14 protein-coding genes and 1 pseudogene are annotated in these 17,336 nt (G+C 70.5%); 6 read left to right on the top strand and 9 right to left on the bottom strand.

The features are described 5' to 3' along the window. Positions 1–96: 96 nt before the first annotated feature. The 3 genes from ACIQ7M_RS05215 to ACIQ7M_RS05205 are packed head-to-tail and all read right to left on the bottom strand — an operon-like array spanning position 97 to position 1,644. On the bottom strand, positions 97–873 hold the full coding sequence (locus ACIQ7M_RS05215; RefSeq protein WP_403640905.1) for a hypothetical protein: 777 nt from the start codon (positions 871–873) through the stop codon (positions 97–99). A 41-nt stretch (positions 874–914) separates the two neighbouring features. Beyond that, a complete protein-coding gene (locus tag ACIQ7M_RS05210) occupies positions 915–1,283 on the bottom strand; it encodes a hypothetical protein (RefSeq protein WP_355766434.1) in 369 nt (122 codons plus the stop codon). Positions 1,284–1,317: 34 nt separating this feature from the next. Then, entirely contained in the window at positions 1,318–1,644 is a 327-nt protein-coding gene (locus tag ACIQ7M_RS05205; protein ID WP_403639885.1) for a TraR/DksA family transcriptional regulator, read from the bottom strand. A gap of 356 nt (positions 1,645–2,000) precedes the next feature. Between ACIQ7M_RS05205 and ACIQ7M_RS05200 the strand changes: the two genes are divergently transcribed. The 5 genes from ACIQ7M_RS05200 to ACIQ7M_RS05180 all read left to right on the top strand — a co-directional run bounded on the left by ACIQ7M_RS05200 (position 2,001) and on the right by ACIQ7M_RS05180 (position 8,902). After that, positions 2,001–2,954, top strand: a complete 954-nt coding sequence (locus tag ACIQ7M_RS05200; RefSeq protein WP_403639883.1) for a HAMP domain-containing sensor histidine kinase — start codon at positions 2,001–2,003, stop codon at positions 2,952–2,954. Continuing rightward, positions 2,951–3,616 carry a response regulator transcription factor gene (locus ACIQ7M_RS05195; protein ID WP_355766427.1) on the top strand — a complete coding sequence of 222 codons (666 nt, stop codon included), beginning with the start codon at positions 2,951–2,953 and terminating at the stop codon, positions 3,614–3,616. Before ACIQ7M_RS05200 ends, ACIQ7M_RS05195 begins: the two co-directional genes overlap by 4 nt. A gap of 742 nt (positions 3,617–4,358) precedes the next feature. Continuing rightward, a complete protein-coding gene (gene secD / locus ACIQ7M_RS05190) occupies positions 4,359–6,662 on the top strand; it encodes a protein translocase subunit SecD (RefSeq protein WP_403639879.1) in 2,304 nt (767 codons plus the stop codon). A 75-nt stretch (positions 6,663–6,737) separates the two neighbouring features. Continuing rightward, entirely contained in the window at positions 6,738–7,517 is a 780-nt protein-coding gene (locus tag ACIQ7M_RS05185; RefSeq protein ID WP_403639876.1) for a helix-turn-helix domain-containing protein, read from the top strand. 215 nt (positions 7,518–7,732) lie between these two features. After that, a complete protein-coding gene (locus tag ACIQ7M_RS05180; protein ID WP_403639873.1) occupies positions 7,733–8,902 on the top strand; it encodes a 4-hydroxybenzoate 3-monooxygenase in 1,170 nt (389 codons plus the stop codon). 135 nt (positions 8,903–9,037) lie between these two features. Here ACIQ7M_RS05180 and ACIQ7M_RS05175 read toward each other — a convergent pair whose 3' ends face one another. The 4 genes and pseudogenes from ACIQ7M_RS05175 to ACIQ7M_RS05160 all read right to left on the bottom strand — a co-directional run bounded on the left by ACIQ7M_RS05175 (position 9,038) and on the right by ACIQ7M_RS05160 (position 14,361). Then, on the bottom strand, positions 9,038–10,549 hold the full coding sequence (locus ACIQ7M_RS05175) for a DUF4246 domain-containing protein (RefSeq protein ID WP_403639870.1): 1,512 nt from the start codon (positions 10,547–10,549) through the stop codon (positions 9,038–9,040). A 328-nt stretch (positions 10,550–10,877) separates the two neighbouring features. Beyond that, positions 10,878–11,065: pseudogene (locus tag ACIQ7M_RS05170) on the bottom strand (hypothetical protein). 127 nt (positions 11,066–11,192) lie between these two features. Continuing rightward, a complete protein-coding gene (locus ACIQ7M_RS05165; protein ID WP_403639867.1) occupies positions 11,193–12,308 on the bottom strand; it encodes an aminotransferase class V-fold PLP-dependent enzyme in 1,116 nt (371 codons plus the stop codon). A gap of 340 nt (positions 12,309–12,648) precedes the next feature. Then, the gene (locus tag ACIQ7M_RS05160) at positions 12,649–14,361 is read right to left on the bottom strand and encodes an MFS transporter (RefSeq protein WP_386975759.1); all 1,713 of its coding nucleotides are present in this window, start codon (positions 14,359–14,361) and stop codon (positions 12,649–12,651) included. A gap of 271 nt (positions 14,362–14,632) precedes the next feature. Here ACIQ7M_RS05160 and ACIQ7M_RS05155 point away from each other — a divergent pair, with 271 nt between their 5' ends. Next, positions 14,633–15,403 (top strand): TetR/AcrR family transcriptional regulator, encoded by a 771-nt coding sequence (locus ACIQ7M_RS05155; RefSeq protein WP_403639864.1) that lies wholly within the window; start codon positions 14,633–14,635, stop codon positions 15,401–15,403. A 39-nt stretch (positions 15,404–15,442) separates the two neighbouring features. Here the strand turns inward: ACIQ7M_RS05155 and ACIQ7M_RS05150 are convergent, their stop codons facing one another. Next, positions 15,443–16,282 (bottom strand): TIGR03943 family putative permease subunit, encoded by an 840-nt coding sequence (locus tag ACIQ7M_RS05150; protein ID WP_403639861.1) that lies wholly within the window; start codon positions 16,280–16,282, stop codon positions 15,443–15,445. Beyond that, positions 16,279–17,298, bottom strand: a complete 1,020-nt coding sequence (locus ACIQ7M_RS05145; RefSeq protein ID WP_403639858.1) for a permease — start codon at positions 17,296–17,298, stop codon at positions 16,279–16,281. The genes ACIQ7M_RS05150 and ACIQ7M_RS05145 overlap by 4 nt, the downstream gene beginning before the upstream one ends. Positions 17,299–17,336: the final 38 nt, after the last annotated feature.

The following is a 17,336-nucleotide window of genomic DNA, read 5'->3' as shown; positions in this document are numbered from 1 at the left end:
CCGAGGGTTGTGCCGCTCCGGCCCGTGAACGCGTGGCGGCCTCGTCCGGTCGTGCGGGGATGTGGGTGGTGGAACGCGGGGTGTGGGGACGGGGGGCTAGCGGCGGTGTGCGGGGTCCGTGATGGCCTGGGCGGAGGGGTGGGCCCGGGCTGCCCGCAGGAGTTTCGCGGCGCCGCGGACCGCCGCCGTGTGCGGCGCGGGGACGGGCTGGACCGGCGCGTGCAGTCGGTCGGCGAGGCGATAGGTGATCTCGGGCCGCAGCGCGCCCCCGCCGGCCAGCAGGGCGCCCCGGTGGAGGGCCTCGTACGTCTGCGAGGTGTGGTCCTGCTCCAGCATGGTGGTCACCATGGCGACGACCGCCTCGGTGATCCTCGCGGGCGGGGTGCGGCCGTCCAGGTCGCTGGTGCCCAGGGCGGTGTGGCGCGCGTCCGTCACCGCGCCGTCGGCGAGCAGCGTGACCTCCGTGAGGTGTGCGCCGATGTCCACGACGAGCAGCGGACAGGTCGGGTCGGCGTCGGCGGCGACGGCCACGGCACGCGCGGTCGGGACGGTCAGGACCGAACGCGGGCGCAGGACGTCGACCGCGCTGCGGGCCTGGGCCCGGTAGGCGATTCCCCCCAGTACGGGCGTGGTCAGGACGACCAACGGACGGCCGAAGCGGGGCAGGCGATGGCCGAGCAGCCGGTTCAGCATCCGGGCGGTTCCGGGTGCGTCGACGATGGTGCCGCGCTGGATGGGGTAAGAGGCGCCGGTGCCCGGGAAGGTCACCGTAGGTACGTCGAGGATCATGCGTCGCCCCGACATCCAAGCACGCGTGCGGGCGCTGCCCAGGTCGAGGGCGATACCGGCGTACGGCCGGCCCCGGGACCACATGCGGTGCCGTACGGGCGCGGGGCCGGGCCCCAGTGGAATCGTCACCGCCTGGCCTCCCGGACGTGTTGGCACCGGCCGCAGTAACGCGCCTGCGGCACGATCATCAGTTGTTCGCGGGCCATGGGCCTGCGGCACAGGTGGCAGATTCCGTAGTGGCCCTGGTCCATCCGCGCGAGGGCGGCTTCGACGTCGGCGAGGACCATGCCCGCGGAGGCCGCGAGCTTGACGCGGACCTCCATCTGGGCGGCCGTCCGATGGTCGAGAAACGCGTCGGCACGGGACGCGGCGTCCGAGAGCTGCTGCAGTTGCTCCCGGCGGAACAGGAGCTGCTCGCGCAGGTCTTGGCGCAGTACGGCGACGTCCTCGGGCGACAGAGCCGTAGCGCGGTCGTCGATGATCTGGTGGTTCACCCATTCACCCCCGGGCAGTGCGGACGGGCGGTTGTCAGCCGGCGCTACGCTGGCAGGGGACGCAGAACGGCGTGTGGGGCAGGATCTCCAGACGCTCGACCGGAATCGCTTCGGAACAGGTCCCGCAGACGCCGTAACTGCCGTCCTGGACCCGGGCGAAGGCGGCCTCGACCTCGGTGAGTACGCGTTTGACGGTCTCTTTCTGCGCGGCCATCGCCTGCTCCTGCCCGTCCGGCGCGACCTCGCCCATGGCGCGTAGCTGCGACAGGCGGGAGGAACGTTCGTGTTCGAGGCGCTGGAGTGCCTCGTGTGCCGTCAGCCGCTCGCGGCGGGTTCCGGCCTGGGGCGTATCGAGTGACATGGTGGTTCCTTCCTTCGACGGGGAGGCGGGTCGCGCCGGGCGGCGCGTCGGCGGGGGAGCCGGGACCGGGGGAGGGCGGTTGTGGTTCATGCCTTCACCGTCGTCGCAAGGCCACGCGGAAACCATCGGGCGCGATACCCATCTCCTGCCGGTCCCGGAGCCCATCGCGGCGTGGGCGGCGCAGGTCCGGAAATGGGCATTGGAGCCCATCGACGCCGGTCCAGGAAGCGGGCAGCCTGGCAATGGGCCGGTCGGGACCGGTGGCCGCGGCTCATCCTCGGGATGTGCGGTGACCGACAGCAGAGGCAGGGCCATGACACACGCGGCCATGTCCCACAGAGAAAGGCGTCATCCGGGTGTCCCTGTTCTGGCGGGTCTTCGCACTCAACGCGGTCGTGCTGGGAAGCGCCACCGCGCTGCTGCTGTGGGCTCCCGTGACCGTCTCCGTGCCCGTGGTGCTGACCGAGGCGGTCATCCTCGTGGCCGGCCTGGTCGTCATGCTGGTCGCCAACGCGGCCATGCTGCGGATCGGACTGGCCCCCCTCGACCGGCTCACCCGGCTGATGGCCACCGTCGATCTGCTGCGCCCCGGGCAGCGGCTGCCGGAAGGGGGCCGCGGCGAGACCGCCGAACTGATCCGCACCTTCAACGCGATGCTCGACCGCCTCGAACAGGAACGGGCCTCCAGCAGCGCCCGCGTCCTGCTCGCACAGGAAGCGGAGCGGCGCCGCATCGCCCAGGAGCTGCACGACGAGGTGGGCCAGAGCATGACCGCGATCCTGCTCGCGCTGGAGCGGGCCGCCGCCGACGCGGACGAGCCCCTGCGCGGTGATCTGCGGCAGGTACAGGAGATCACCCGGGGGAGCCTGGACGAGGTGCGCCGTCTGGCGCGTCGTCTGCGGCCGGGCGTGCTGGAGGACCTCGGTCTGATCAGTGCCCTGACCTCGCTGACCGAAGAGTTCTCCACACACGTCGGGCTGCGCGTGGTGCGCCGTTTCGACACCGGCCTGCCGGTGCTGGACCAGCAGACGGAGCTGGTGCTGTACCGCGTAGCCCAGGAAGCCCTGACGAACGCGGCCCGCCATGCCGAGGCGAGTCAGGTCGAGGTGAGCCTGCGGCACACCGATGAGGCCGTCGTGCTCGCCGTCGTCGACGACGGCCGCGGAAACGGAGTCGCCCGCGAAGGGGCGGGAATCCGCGGCATGCGCGAGCGGGCCCTGCTGATCGGGGCCACGCTGGACGTCACCTCTCCACCGCAGGCCGGCACACAGGTCCGGCTGACCGTGCCCTCCGTCAGGAAGCAGCCATGAGCACGCCCCACACCTCCGTGATCCGCATCCTCCTCGCCGACGACCACGCGCTGGTACGTCGCGGTGTGCGGCTCATCCTCGACCGGGAGCCCGACCTCGAGGTCGTCGCCGAGGCCGGGGACGGCGCGGAGGCCGTCGACCTGGCCCGCACCCACGAGGTCGACCTGGCCGTGATGGACATCGCCATGCCCCGGATGACCGGCCTGCAGGCCACCCGGGAACTCCTCGCGCTCAAGCCGCACCTACGGGTGCTGATGCTGACCATGCATGACAACGAGCAGTACTTCTTCCAGGCGCTGAAGGCCGGAGCCAGCGGTTATGTGCTGAAGTCCGTGGCCGATCGCGACCTGGTGGCGGCATGCCGCGCCGCCATGCGGGACGAGCCCTTCCTGTATCCCGGCGCGGTCACCGCGCTCGTCCGCAACTATCTGGACCGTGTCCGCCGGGGCGAGGAGCCACCGGAGCAGGTGCTGACGGCGCGTGAGGAGGAGGTCCTCAAGCTCGTGGCCGAGGGCCACTCCTCCAAGGAGATCGCCGAGATGCTCTTCATCAGCATCAAGACCGTTCATCGGCATCGGGAGAACCTGCTGCACAAGCTCGGCCTGCGTGACCGGCTGGAACTCACCCGCTACGCGATTCGCGTCGGCCTCATCGAGGCCTGAGCCCACCGACCGCCTCAGGGCCCCGGCCCCCTTCCCCCGAACCGGGGCTCTGAGGCTCGACACCCGGGTTCGCCGCGCAGGCGCAGGCGCAGGCCGAGCCGGACGGCAACCGGGACGGCAACCGGCCCAGGCCGCGGCCGCGGCCACGGCCGCCAGATCATCATCGAGACCGAAGGGGCGGGGATGGCCCGGTACGTGCCTGTCCTTCCGCGCCGCCCCCATGGTCCGGCGGTGGTGCTGGCGTATTTGCTCGCCGCGCTCCTCACCTTGCTCGGCCCGTCTGCTCCGGGCGGCGAGAACTCCCGGGCGTCCGTTGGTTCTGCGCCCGTCGTTACGGCAGCCGTCGACACCGCGTCCGTCAGCACCGCGTCCGTCTGTACGGCGTCCGTCTGTACGGCGTGCGGCGCCGAGGACGTGTCGGTGCACAGCGACCCGTACATGGACCGTGGGGATCCCGCCCTCACCGCCGCTTCCGTGCGAAACCTTCGGGATGCCGCCGGAGAGCGTCAGGCTCCGCCGCTCTCCGCCCCGGGTGCGTCACGTGGTGGCCCGGCCGTCAACCCGCTCCGGCCCGCGCGGCCCCCGCTCTGCGCCGTGGGCCCCCGCGCGTCCGGGCAACCCCCGCACCGTCATGGGGTACGGGCACCTCCATGGCCCTCCGGCATCTGAACCTCCTTCCCCGCTTCTCACTTCCTGGCCGTGGCCGGTGTCCTGGCCGCGGCATGCCTGCCGGAGGCACCCTGTGAACCGATCCCCGCACATCAGAGGCCTGATCGCCCTCGTCACTGTCGCCCTTTCCCTGTACGTCGCACTCACCGTGCCCGTCACCCTCGGACTCGATCTGCGGGGAGGCACCCAGATCGTGCTGGAGACCCGCCCAACCATCCACGCAGACGCAGACGCAGACCCAGACGCCGATACCGAGTCCGAGTCCGACGTCACGGATCGCACCGTGGAGGTGCTCCGCGGGCGTATCGACGCGCTCGGTGTCACCGAACCCACCGTCACCCGCTCCGGAAGCGACCGGATCGTCGTAGAACTGCCCGGCCTGCAGGATCCACGGAAGGCGGCCGACGTGCTCGGCCGCACGGCCCAGCTCACCTTCCACCAGGTGCTCGGCACGGCGGTCAGTACCGACGACGTATCGGATCCCCTGCCCAAGCGGGCCCGCGAGCAGGTGATGCCCGACGAGTCGGGCGGCCTGCTGCGCCTGCGGGACGCCTCCTTGACCGGCAACGACGTGGACAAGGCAGCCGCCCGCTTCGACCCGCAGGGCGGTGCCGGATGGCATGTGACCGTCGACTTCACAGGAGCCGGTGAAGGGCGGTGGGCCCGTCTGACCGGCGAGGCCGCGTGTCACGCGGCCGGGGAACCCACCCGCCGGGTCGCCATTGTCCTGGACAACAAGATCATCTCTTCACCGCAGGTCGATCCATCGGTGGAGTGCCGGTCCGGCATCAGCGGCGGTTCCACCCGGATCACCGGATCCTTCGACGACGGCGAGGCCAAGGAACTGGCCCTGCTCATCAACGGCGGCGCCCTGCCGGTACCGGTCGAGACCATCGAACAACGCACCGTCGGCGCGACCCTGGGAGCGGAGGCGATCACGGCCGGCGCCTGGGCAGCCGTGATCGGTACCGCTCTGACCGCACTCTTCATCATCGCCGTGTACCGGATCATGGGCGTCCTGGCCACCGTGGCCCTGGCCTGTTACGGACTGATCTCCTACGCCGCTCTGGCCGTTCTCGGCGCCACCCTGACACTGCCGGGCCTCGCCGGGTTCGTCCTTGCCATCGGCATGGCCGTCGACGCCAATGTGCTGGTCTTCGAACGGGCCCGCGAGGAGTACGCCTCCCGCCGTCGCCCCACTCCACGGTCGGCACTGAACGCCGGCTTCCGCCAGGCCTTCAGCGCGATCGCCGACTCCAACATCACCACGTTGATCGCCGCCGGCCTGCTGTTCTTCCTCGCCTCCGGGCCCGTGCGCGGCTTCGGAGTCACTCTGGGGATCGGCGTGCTCGCCTCCATGGTCAGCGCCCTGGTCATCACGCGCGCCCTGGCCGAGTACGCGGTCGCCCGCCCCCGACTGCGCCGCCGCCCGCGGCTGACGGGCATCGCCCACACCGGCATCGTCCGCGACCGTCTCAGCCGCACCGCCCCGAACCTGATGGGCCACCCGCGCCGGTGGCTGGCGGCCTCCGTGGCCGTCCTCGTCCTCGCCGCTTCCGGGATCGCCGTACGGGGCCTGGACTTCGGCGTCGAATTCACCGGTGGCCGTCTCGTGGAATACACCACGGCCACTCCCGTCCATCCCGATCGGGCCCGCAGCGCGCTCTCCGAGGCCGGCTTCCCCCGGGCCGTCGTCCAGAGCTCCGGCGAGAACCAGCTCACCGTCCGCACCGGGCAGTTGAGCGACGCCCAGGCGGCGGCCGTCACCGATACCGTCACCGGCCTGGCGGGCCGAGCCGACACGATCCGGGACGAAGCGATCGGGCCCAGCCTCGGCAAGGAACTTCGCCAGGGCGCGCTCATCGCCCTGCTGGTCGCCCTGGCCGCCCAACTCGTCTATCTCGCTGCACGTTTCCGTTGGCTGCTGGGAACCTCCGCGGTCGCCGCGCTCGCCCACGACGTCGTGATCCTCATCGGTGTCTTCGCCTGGCTCGGCAAGCCCGTCGACGGTGTCTTCCTGGCCGCGCTGCTGACCGTCATCGGCTACTCGGTCAACGACTCCGTCGTCGTCTTCGACCGGATCAGGGAACTCGGCCGCCGCGAGGTCGCTGAGCCCTTCGCCCGCATCGCCGACCGGGCCCTCCTTCAGACGCTGCCCCGCACCGTCAACACCGGTATGGGGGCCGCCTTCATTCTCACCGCACTGGCCGTCCTCGGCGGCGACACCTTGACCGATTTCGCCCTCGCTCTCCTCATCGGCCTCGTGGTGGGCACCTACTCCTCGATGTTCACCGCAACACCGCTGGCCATCGAACTGCACAAGCGCCGGACCCGTACGGGCATCCGCGAACTCGCGCCTTCCGGCCGAGCCCGATGAAGCCGGATGCCCCTGCCGGTTTCCGCGAGACCAAGGCCTCGAAGGACGTCGGGGGCACCGGTAATCTGGCACCTGATGCCGAGAACCCGCCAAGCTTCGACGACGCCCGCGCCATCGGACGAGCCGATTCTGCAAGGGGGTGCCTGGCTGCCGCACGGTTTCCGGCTGGACCCGCACAGTCACGCCCAGGGCCAGCTCGTCTACGCCGCCGCGGGGGCGCTCGCCACCGCCACGGAACGGGGAACCTGGGTCGCTCCGGCCAACAGGATCACCTGGACACCCCCGCGCTTCGCCCACGCGCACCGCTTCTACGGACCGACCGACGTGCGCCTGGTGGTCGTCCCGCTCGACCTGTGCGGCGAACTCGTGGACCACCCCAGCGTCTTCACGGTGAGCCCGCTGCTGCGCGAAGCCCTGCTGGCCCTCACCGACGAGCCGGAGAGGCGGCCCGGGGCGCACCGGCGGCTCCTCGCCGTCGTCGTGGACGAGCTGGCCGATGCCGCGGAGTCGTCCCTGCATCTGCCCGAGCCGGTGGACGACCGGCTGCGTGCGGCCACGGATCCGCTGCACGAGGATCCGGCGCGTCCTGCCACCCTGGCGGAGCTGGGCCGGGCGGTGGGGGCGAGCGAGCGCACGTTGAGCCGCCTGTTCCATGCGGAGCTGAGCATGAGCTTTCACCGCTGGCGCACCATCTTGCGCATCCATCACGCGCTCGCTCACCTCACCGACGGCATGTCCGTGACCGACACCGCGGTTGCGTGCGGCTGGTCCAACCCCTCCAGCTTCATCAATGCCTTCACGGAGGTCGTCGGTCAGACGCCCGGCCGCTATCGAGCGACCCTCCGCGCTCGCTGAACGTAGCCGTCCCACCCCTTTTGCGCCGACATGAGGCCCGGCCCCCGACAGGTTGGCGGCTTTTCGGTACCGGCTGTCCGACCGCCGGTGGATTCCGACATCGCGGCACTTCCACAGTGGTGAGTGAGCGCGCGTCGCATGATCGAGGCGGCGCCGATGCGCTGCGATCCCGGCGCGCTCAGCAACCGCCCGGAACACGGAAGGCCCGTACATTCATGACCGAGACACGCGAAGACACGGCCGTCGTCATCATCGGAGCAGGAGTCGCCGGGCTGACGCTCGGCACCTTGCTGCTGCGCAACGGCGTCGACTGCGTCGTGCTGGAGAAGCACCCCCGCGCGTACGTGGAGCAGCGCCAGCGCGCCGGCACCATCGACGCCTTCGGCGTGCGCATGTTCCGCGACTGGGGCCTGGAGGAGGTGCTGGAAGGCGAACCCGTCCCGCACAGCGAGGGCGGCTTCTACATCGACGGCGAAGCGATGCCGATCGACGTGGACGACGACAACGAAAGCCTCTACTGCCCGCAGCAGGTCCTCGTCCGCAACCTCACCGACGTCTTCCTGCGCGAAGGCGGACACCTGCGCTACGAGGCCGCCGACGTCACCCTTCAGGACGTCACCGCCGAGCGTCCCGTCGTGCGGTACCGGAACGCCGACGGCACGTCGACCGCGGTCGACTGCGACCTCATCGCCGGCTGCGACGGCTTTCACGGTGTGAGCCGCCGTACCATCCCCGCGTCAGCGCTGACCCAGTACTCCCACGAATACGGCTACTCCTGGCTCAGCGCCCTCGCCACGGTCCCCACCAGCCCCTCCGGTATGGCGATTCACGGACTGGGCTTGGCCGGCATGATCCCCCGCGGCCCCGAGGCCAGCCGCATCTACCTCCAGTGCCCGGTCGACGACACTCCTGAGCGGTGGCCGGACGAGCGCATCTGGAGCGAACTTGAAGCCCGCTTCGGCTGTCCCGTGTCGCGTGGTGAGATCGTCAGCAAGCAGATCGTGCCGCTGCGCAGCGTGGTCTTCGACCCGATGAGCTACGGCCGGCTCCACCTTCTGGGAGACGCCGCCCACATCGTGCCTCCGATGAGTGCCAAGGGAATCCACCTCGCCCTGCACGACGCGGAGGTCTTCGCCCGCGCCGTCATCCGCAAGTTCACAGACGGCGACGGCAGCCTCCTCGACACCTACTCCGAGACCTGCCTGCCCCACATCTGGAACTACCAGGCGTTCGCGACCTGGATCACCGACATCATGCACGACGCCGGCTTCACCGGATACGAAGGCGCGTTCCGCAAGCAGATCGCCCGCGCCGAACTCCAGCGGCAGTTCACCTCCCACGCCGCGAACAAGCTGTTCGGCGAACTCACCGCCGGAACCAACTAGCCACGCCCCCGCGGCCCTGCCCGGCCGGCCACCGTGGCGCCGAGGTCATGTCGTGCGGGCCGCGCCGGTGGTGCCGCCGCACCACCTCGGCGCGGGCGACGACCTGCACATGCCGAAGCCGACGGGCCGGGATCCTCAGTGCTCGCAGAGGGAGAATTCCCGTTCGTAGAGCTGCTCGTTGTGTTCGTCGACGAAGAACTTGCGTTCCCGCATGAGCTGTTCGCGGTAGTTCTTGGCCTGCTCAAGCGTCATGGTCGAGGTCTCGGACCAGGGTTGCTGCGGTGGCACATCGGAGGTCGAGACGATCGTTTCCGACGGGTCGACCAGGAAGAACGCGAGAATCTTGCGACAGCCCGGGCGGGTGTCGTCCGTGAGGCGGAATGAGCCGACGCGGTGTTGCAGCATGTTCGGGAACGCCAGACAGCGGCCCGCCGGGGTCGACGCCGATCCCAGCACCTGGTTCAGTGCGTCCTCGTTCTCCAGGCCGTAGACCTCACGCACCCCGTTGTCGTCACTCTGTTCGTAGTTCGGGTCGTCGAGCGCCGCCCGGAAGCTCAGCCGGCTCTCGGTGATGTTCTCGCTGTCCCAGTAGTAGATGCCGGTCGAGACGATCCGCTCGTTCAGCATCCCCTCGACATGCCAGGAACCCCCGGCGTACTCGGGCTTGTCCGGGGTGAGTTGAATGGTGGCGAGCTTGACGATGACCTGGAGGCGGCGACCGCGCAGGTCGACCCGGGCGGATTCGTCGGGCGCCTCGGGCGGGGCGAAGGCCGGGGCGTCCGGAATGGCCGGGCGGCGGGTCTCCCACCAGTCGTCGTGGGCCTCTTCCCATGCGCGGACGGCCTCCGCGTAGGCCGTCCCGTCATCGCTGAAGGAGGACTTGTTCGGATACTCCGGCTCCGAGTCGTACCACCCGTAGGGATCGGCCTCGATCCGCAGGGGTCGTGGATGGCGCAGATCGGTGAGCACGTTCTCCAGCAGCGGACGCATGCTCGCGAACAAGTCCGGGAGGACGGAGGCCAGTTCGCGGTGAGTCTCGGGATGGACGTTGTTGACGTAGGAACGGAAGGCGACATCGCCGTCGTCACTGACGTCGACGTCCGTGGGCAGCCACTGGAACTTCTCCGAGAACTCGTACTTCGAGTAGCGGTTTGTCGGGTTCCGCCAAGCCCGCTCGGGTGAGCCGCCGACGTCTCTCACCAGGCAGAACAGTGAGGGGTGGACCAGATCCAGTACCTGGCCGTCGGATCCGGGATGCCAGTCCCGTTCTGCCTCGGGGACTTGCTCCAGAGCCCGAACCGCCTCGCGCAGCCGGGTTCTGAGCTTGTCGTCGACCAGCGTGTCCGACTGCCACACCCCGTCGACGGCGGAGACCTCGACGCCGGTTCGTGCGTCCCGCAGCGCGGCGTAGTGCGCGAGTTCGTCAAGCACGAAACGAACTTGCGCTTCGGTGAGGCCCTGAGCGACCGCTTCCCGTGTCCACTTGGCCACGATGCCGGCGTCGTTCATTTTGTCGAACCACCCCGGCTTCGCTCGGATATGCGAGCTGCACTGCATGATCTGAAGTTCCCGCAGCGTTCGCGGTGTCGCGAACGATATGGAACGCGAAGCATGAAAGGGCAGCGGGAAAGCGGGCAGGGCAGTCAATTCTCTCGGTCCTCCCAGTCGGTGTGCGGTGGCGGGAAGGATACGTGAGCGGACTGACATCACCGGCGTGGCCGAAGCTCGTCCGGGACCGACGCGGATCGTCAGTCGGGCTCGGGACGAAGAAGGAGGGATCCCCGCTCACAACTCGGGTGACGGGGAGACGTCGTTGGCGCCGGCGTGTGGCGGTGATCAGTACAGAGGGAGTACGCCTCGACGTCGAGCACGACCGGCCCTGGTACGAGGGCTGGGGGAAGCGTCCGGTCGACCGGGCGACGGCTTCGGCCACGGCGCGATGGCGGGCGCACTCGTGATCCGTGCTCCCGGGGACCTACCGCTTCTGTTCCCTGTAGCGCTTCATCAGCACGGTGATCCGTGCGGGGTCCGCCTGGCCGTTGAGTTCGGCAACGAGATCGTCAGGACACAACTCGTAGAGATCGCCCCACCAGCGACGTCCGCGGCTGTTCCAGATCCGGTAGCCCCCGGCACGCCGCGGGCGACGTAGCGTCTCCTGCTCACGGTCCCCCATCCCCGGCACCGTCCCGTGCCGTCCTCCCGCGATTCACCCTTGACGCGCGACCATACGTGAGCCTCGGCCAACCGGCGCGATTCCCCGCTGTTCCCCGGTCATCTCGTCAGCCGAACCTCATGAGTTCCCCAGTGACGACAGGGCCGCCGCCACCCGTTCGGAGACCTCCGGCGGCGTCGAGGCATGGGGGGAGAAGCGGAGTGAGTCGGTGCGTACTGTCGGGGTGACACCCTCGGCCTGTAGGGCCTTTGCCACGACGGACGGGTCGCGGTCCGGCATCGTGAAGGAGAGGATGCCCGCGCGGCGTGCCGGGTGGGTGGGGGAGAGGATGCGGCCGCCGTGTGCCGTGACCGTCTCGGTGAGTTCGGCGATCCGGGTGGCGACGGCGCCCTCGATCGCCGCGATGGTGTGTCGCTCCACCAACTCCAGCGCGGCCGCGAACGCCGCTGCCGTCACCGGGCTGAGGTTCGTGATCGACCAGCGCCGCGCGTCCGCCGCCGGTGGGTGTTCCTCGCCGTCGAAGACGCCGACCTCCTCGACGCCCGTCCAGCCGGTGAGGACCGGTTCCAGGGACTCCAGCGCGCGGTCGGACAACGTCGCGAATCCTGTTGCCCAGCCCGCGCGCAGCCACTTCTGGCCGCCCGCCACCACCACGTCGGCCGCGTCCCAGTCCATCTCTGCCACGCCGAACGCCTGGATGGCGTCCACGATCAGCAACCTGTCCGGTCCGATCGCCTCGCGCAGCGCCGCGAGGTCCGCGCGGAATCCGGTGCGGAAGTCCACGGCGCTGACGGACACCGCGACGACGTCGTCGGTCAGCGCGGCACGCACCAGGTCGGGCGTGACGCCGCTGCCCGGCGCCGGGTCGAGCCAGCGGGGCGTGGCCCGGCCCAGGTCCGCGGTCCGTCGCCATGGATAGTGGTTGGCCGGGAAGTCGGTACGGGGGGTGAGGACCACGCCCGTCGGGATGCCGAGGGCCGCGTGGAACAGGCCGGTCGAGGTGTTGGGGAGCAGCACGGTGTGCCGGCTGTCGGTGCCCGCGAGGCGAGCGGCCGTGTCGCGGGCGAGCGACTCCGCGCGCATCAGGCCGTCCACGGTGGTGTGGTCGGCGCGAGCGGCCTCCTCCATGGCCCGCGCGGTGGCGGCCACGGCGTCCCGCGACGGCGGACCGAACCGTGCGAAGTCGAGATACCCGGCGGGTGTGTCGAAGTGGGCTGCGTACGACGTGAGCACGGGGCTCGTCCTCCCGGGACGGTGCGGTGTGGATGACGGTGCGGTGTGGACAGGGGGCCGGGCGGGGCGGTCGGGTGTGACGGCTCCCGCACCTGGTGAGCGGTGCCGAGGGCCCTCGGACCGGCGCACCGCGTCGTGCCGACCCGGGCGCCTTCCACTCGCTTGCACGGTACGCGTCGCGCTCCGCGCCGATGGGCAGGGGGTACCGGCACGGAGCGTCGCCCTGGGAGTGACCGCGCGGAGAACGGGACGGCCGGGCACCCCTGGGGGTACCCGGCCGTCCCGTTCCCGGATGCCGCAGCCGCGGCCCCGCGATGAAGCCCCGCCTCGTGCCCGTGTCTCAGTGCCCCGCCGACTCCTCGGGCCGCGCGTGCCGCGGCAGCAGGAACGCCAGCAGGAACGTCAGCGCCAGCATGCCGTCCACGATCCAGAGCACCGTCTGCATGACGGAGCCGAAACCGCTCCGGAAGGCAGACGACGCGGTGGCCTGGAGTGCGGCCGGTATCCGGGCGCCGTCCTCGGGCGAGGTCACGGCGGACCGGGTCTCCTTCTCCAGGCGGGCGCAGGACGCCGGGGTCACTTCGAAGTCCTTGGCGGTGGCGCGGTCCGCGGCACAGGCACGCAGGCCCGCCACGATGCGGTCCTGGGCTTCGGGCGCGACATGCGCGGCCGTGAGTTGGCTTCGCAGACCGTCCGAACGGTGGTCGACGGCGGTGGCGATCCCGCCGCCCAGCAGACCGAAGAACACCGTGCCGAGGATGGCCACGCCGAAGGCGCCGCCGAGCTGCTGGACCGCGGTCATCGTGCCGGACGCCGAACCCGTCTCGTGCTGCTCCACGCTGGCGAGCACGATGTCGAAGAACGGAGCCATGAGCAGGCCCATCCCGATGCCCGTCACGAGCAGCGACGGAAGGAGCTGCCAGGGGCCGACGTCGGACCCCACCTGGTCGAGGGTCAGCCACACGCCGAAGACGCCGAGGGCCATGACCAGCGCGCCCGCCTGGAGCACGGTCCGGCCGAACCGGACCACACCCTGGGCGACGCCGAAGCCGACGATCATGCCGCCCGACCAGGGCACCATCACCAGACCCGCCTTGAGCGGCGAGTAGCCGAGGCCGATCTGGGTGTAGAGGTTGAAGACGAGCATGAAGCCCTGCATGGCCGAGAAGAAGACCAGTCCGAGGATCATGCCGCCGCTGAAGCCGCGCTTGCGGAAGAGGCTGGGGACGACCAGCGGGTCCTGGCCGGCCTTGTTGCGGCGCGACTCGTACACGGCGAAGGCGACGAAGACGACGACGGAGGCGCCCATCATCAGGAACGTCCACGCGGGCCAGTCGTACTCACGGCCCTGGACGAGCGGGAAGATGAGGAGCAGCGCGGCCACGGAGACCAGGATCATGCCGGGGATGTCGAGCCGGGGCTTGCTCTCGGACCGGCCCTTCGGCAGGTAGCGCACGGCACCGAGGATGGCGGCGGCGCCCAGCGGCAGGTTGATGAGGAAGATCATGCGCCAGCCGGTGCCGAAGTAGTCGGCGTCGACCAGCCAGCCCGCCAGGATCGGCCCGCACACCGCGGACAGGCCCATGACCGGGCCGAACATGCCGAAGGCCTTCTGCGACTCCTTCGGCGGGAACATCTCCTTGATCATGCCGAGGCCCTGCGGCAGCATCACCGCGCCGAACAGTCCTTGCACGACCCGCGCGCCGATCAGCATCCCGGGCGACACGGACACCGCGCACAGCAGCGAACCGAAGGTGAAGCCGGCGGCTCCGACCAGGAACATCGTGCGGCGTCCGTGAATGTCGCCGAGCCGTCCTCCGGTGACGAGCCCGACGGCCATCGAGAGGGTGTAGGCGGCGGCGAGCCACTGGAGCGTGGAGGCGCCGCCGCCGAGGTCGGCCCGCATGGAGGGACCGGCGATGTTCGTGACGACGGCGTCGAGGAGGTCCATCACCTCGGCCGCGAGGATCACGAACAGCGCAGCCCAGCGCCACCGGTAGGGCGCTGGTGAGTCGATGGGCGTCTCGGCGGACGCGACACCGGTGGTGGACATCGGAAACTCCTCGCGAAGAGGCCGCGCCGGGTCGACCGGAGCGCGGTGGGGCGGACGGGTGTGACTGCCCGGCTTGCCGTCTTGGAGGAAGAAACACGAGACGAGACGCCGGTGAACGCCGTTCACCCTAACAGAACAGTGCTCATCAAGAGAACGGCGTTCATTAAGATATAGCGCAACTCGGCGACACGGACAAGATATATCGCGTTGCGGCGAGGTGAACGCCGCTCTCCATGAGAGAACACTGCTCTCCGGCGCCTAGACTGTGGTCATGAGCGACGCGGCCGCCGGCACCCCCGAATCACCCCCGCCGTCCCCCTGGGAGCGCGAGCGTCCCGTCCGCGCTCGCGCCACCCCGGCGCGCGAGCCGCTGTCCCGCGAGCGCATCGTCGAAGCCGCCTTCGTCGTGCTGGACCGGTCCGGACTCGACAAGCTGTCGATGCGTCAGGTGGCGGCGGAACTGGAGGTCGCGGTCTCCGCCCTCTACGCCTACGTCCGCTCCAAGGACGACCTTCTGGAGCTGATGTACACCCGGCTCTTCGCCGGCTTCACGCTGCCGGAACCCGACCCGGAGCGGTGGCAGGAGCAGGTGCGGGACTACGCGCGGTCCTGGCGGTGGCGTCTGCTGTCCCATCGCGACATGGCCAGGATCTCCATGGCGCACGTTCCCTTCACCGCCGAACTGCTGCCGTACGTCGAGGCGTTGCTCGCCATCTTCCGCACCGCCGGACTGCCCGACCGCATCGCCGCCGAGGCCGGTGACCTCATCTCCACGTACATCGACGGGTTCGTCCTGGAGGAGGGCATGTGGCAGGACCGGGCCGCCCAGCACTCCGGCGGTGGCTCGCTGGCCCGCCCCGACTGGCGTGAGATGGCCGACGAGATGCAGAACTACTTCGCGTCGCTGCCCGAAGAGGACTTCCCCCATCTGCGAGCCCTGTCCGGGTCGATGGTGACGGAGTCCTCCGACGAGAGGTTCGACATCGGGCTGGAGATCATCCTGCGTGGCCTCGCGAGCTATCTGCCGGACCGCGAGGCCTGAGCCCAGGGCGGGGTGTCGTGGACTTGCCCCGCCCTCGGCTCAGTTGTTCCAGCTCTCGTCGTACGGATCGCGCGGCGTCGGGACCGGCCGCGCCGAACTGACATCGAGGTACGGGATGATGCCGCCGTTGACCGGGTCCGCCGTGCGCTTGGCGGTGTAGCGGCCGGTGACTTCCAGCCAGGTGTCGGGCCGCAGGACGGGCGGCGTCCGTCCGGACAGGCCGATCTTGACCGGCTGGGCGTCCGCGGCACAGCAGTTGAGGGCCATGCGGACGAGATACGGAGCACCGGAGCGGTCGAGCGCGACGAATCCCGTGATCTTGACCTGCCGGCCGCCGAGGGAGCGGCCGTGGCCGTACGCGGCCCTGCTCGCGTAGTCGACCAGTCCGAGGGCGACCGGGTCACCGGCGGGCAGCTTGGCATAGCCGAAGGGCGCCTGCAGCGCCGTACCGGTGCGCATCGCGCTGTACGAGCCGAGGGCGGGCGGCGCGACCAGGATGAGCGCGAGCAGCGGGAGTACGAGGAGCCACGAGATCCGCGGCTCACGATGACCGTGCCCGTGACCGTGGTCGTCCCCGTGTCCGTCGCTGCCCAGGGGCTCATGCTCGTCGCCGTCCAGGGGCCGGTGTCCGTCACCGTGCCCGTCGTCCTCCGCGTCCGCGGGTTCGTGTCCGGCTCCGGTCCGGTCGGCGGAGGCCCGGTGGTCGCGTATCTCGTACCAGACCGTCGCGAGGGCCGTGACGATGAGCACCACGCCGGCCGCGAGCAGCAGGGGCCGCAACCCGGCCTTCACGTACCGCAGATAGAGGTCCGTGACGCTCGCGTGCAGCACCGCCGCGCCGACGAGGAAGAGCACGGCCGCCTGGGCCTGACGGTTCACAGGAGCACCGCCCCGATCAGTACGGACACGAGGATCGCCAGGGCGAAGGTGGTGGGCGCGAACCGTGTCGCGAAGCCGCGGCCGAACGTGCCGACCTGCATCGCGAAGAGTTTCAGGTCGATCATCGGGCCGACGACCAGGAACGCCAGCCGGGCGGTGAGCGAGAACTGGGTGAGCGAGGCGACCACGAACGCGTCGGCCTCGGAGCAGATCGACAGCAGGACGGCCAGGATCGCCAGGGCCAGGACGGACACCACCGGATTTCCGGCCGCGGCGTGCAGCCAGCTCGCCGGGACGACGGCCTTGAGCGTGGCGGCGGCCATCGCGCCCAGTACGAGGAACCCGCCCGCGTGCATGATGTCGTGCCGCACCGACCCCCAGAACGCGGCCCCCTTGCCCTGGCCCTCGTGCGCGGGGCGGGCCGGCTGGCGCAGCCAGTCGGCGCGGCCGAGGCGCTGCCACAGCCAGCCCATCGCGCAGGCCACGAGAAGGCTGGCCACGAAGCGGGCGAGAACCATCTCCGGGTTGCGGGGGAAGGCGACGGCGGTCGCGGTCAGCACGATCGGGTTGATCGCCGGGGCGGACAGGAGGAACGCCAGCGCGGCGGCCGGGGTGACGCCGCGGCGCACCAGCGCCCCGGCGACGGGCACGGAGGCGCACTCGCAGCCGGGCAGGATCGCCCCCGCCATCCCGGCGACCGGCACCGCGAGCGCCGGACGCTTCGGCAGCGCGCGGGCGAAGAACGACGGCGGGACGAACACCGCGATGACCGCCGACAGCAGGACGCCCAGGACGAGGAAGGGCAGGGCCTGGACCACCACCGCGACGAACACGGTCATCCAGCTCTGCATCACCGGGGCGGACAGCGTCCCGCGGATCGGTCCCTGCGCCGCGACGACCAGCAGCAGGAGCATCGTCAGGGCGAGCGGGGAGTTGAAGTTCCAGCCCTGCCGGCCCCGGCGGTCGTCCTCGTCCCGCCGCCGGACCGGCGGCGGGGCTTCCTTGGTGATGGTCACGCTCGAGGTACCTCCGGTCGGGGAAGGGCGCGGCTGCG

This window comes from Streptomyces sp. NPDC096324, from assembly GCF_044763015.1.
In the GTDB taxonomy this organism is placed as follows: Bacteria; Actinomycetota; Actinomycetes; order Streptomycetales; family Streptomycetaceae; genus Streptomyces.
The sequence above is the reverse complement of the archived record's forward strand: the minus strand, read 5'-3'. Positions and strand labels throughout refer to the sequence as shown.

Bases quoted from the DNA above. Each gene is read 5' to 3' on its own strand.
- ACIQ7M_RS05160 (WP_386975759.1), bottom strand. From the start codon at position 14,361: ATGTCCACCACCGGTGTCGCGTCCGCCGAGACGCCCATCGACTCACCA.
- ACIQ7M_RS05180 (WP_403639873.1), top strand. From the start codon at position 7,733: ATGACCGAGACACGCGAAGACACGGCCGTCGTCATCATCGGAGCAGGA.
- ACIQ7M_RS05155 (WP_403639864.1), top strand. From the start codon at position 14,633: ATGAGCGACGCGGCCGCCGGCACCCCCGAATCACCCCCGCCGTCCCCC.
- ACIQ7M_RS05185 (WP_403639876.1), top strand. From the start codon at position 6,738: ATGCCGAGAACCCGCCAAGCTTCGACGACGCCCGCGCCATCGGACGAG.
- ACIQ7M_RS05205 (WP_403639885.1), bottom strand. From the start codon at position 1,644: ATGTCACTCGATACGCCCCAGGCCGGAACCCGCCGCGAGCGGCTGACG.
- ACIQ7M_RS05215 (WP_403640905.1), bottom strand. From the start codon at position 873: ATGTGGTCCCGGGGCCGGCCGTACGCCGGTATCGCCCTCGACCTGGGC.
- ACIQ7M_RS05195 (WP_355766427.1), top strand. From the start codon at position 2,951: ATGAGCACGCCCCACACCTCCGTGATCCGCATCCTCCTCGCCGACGAC.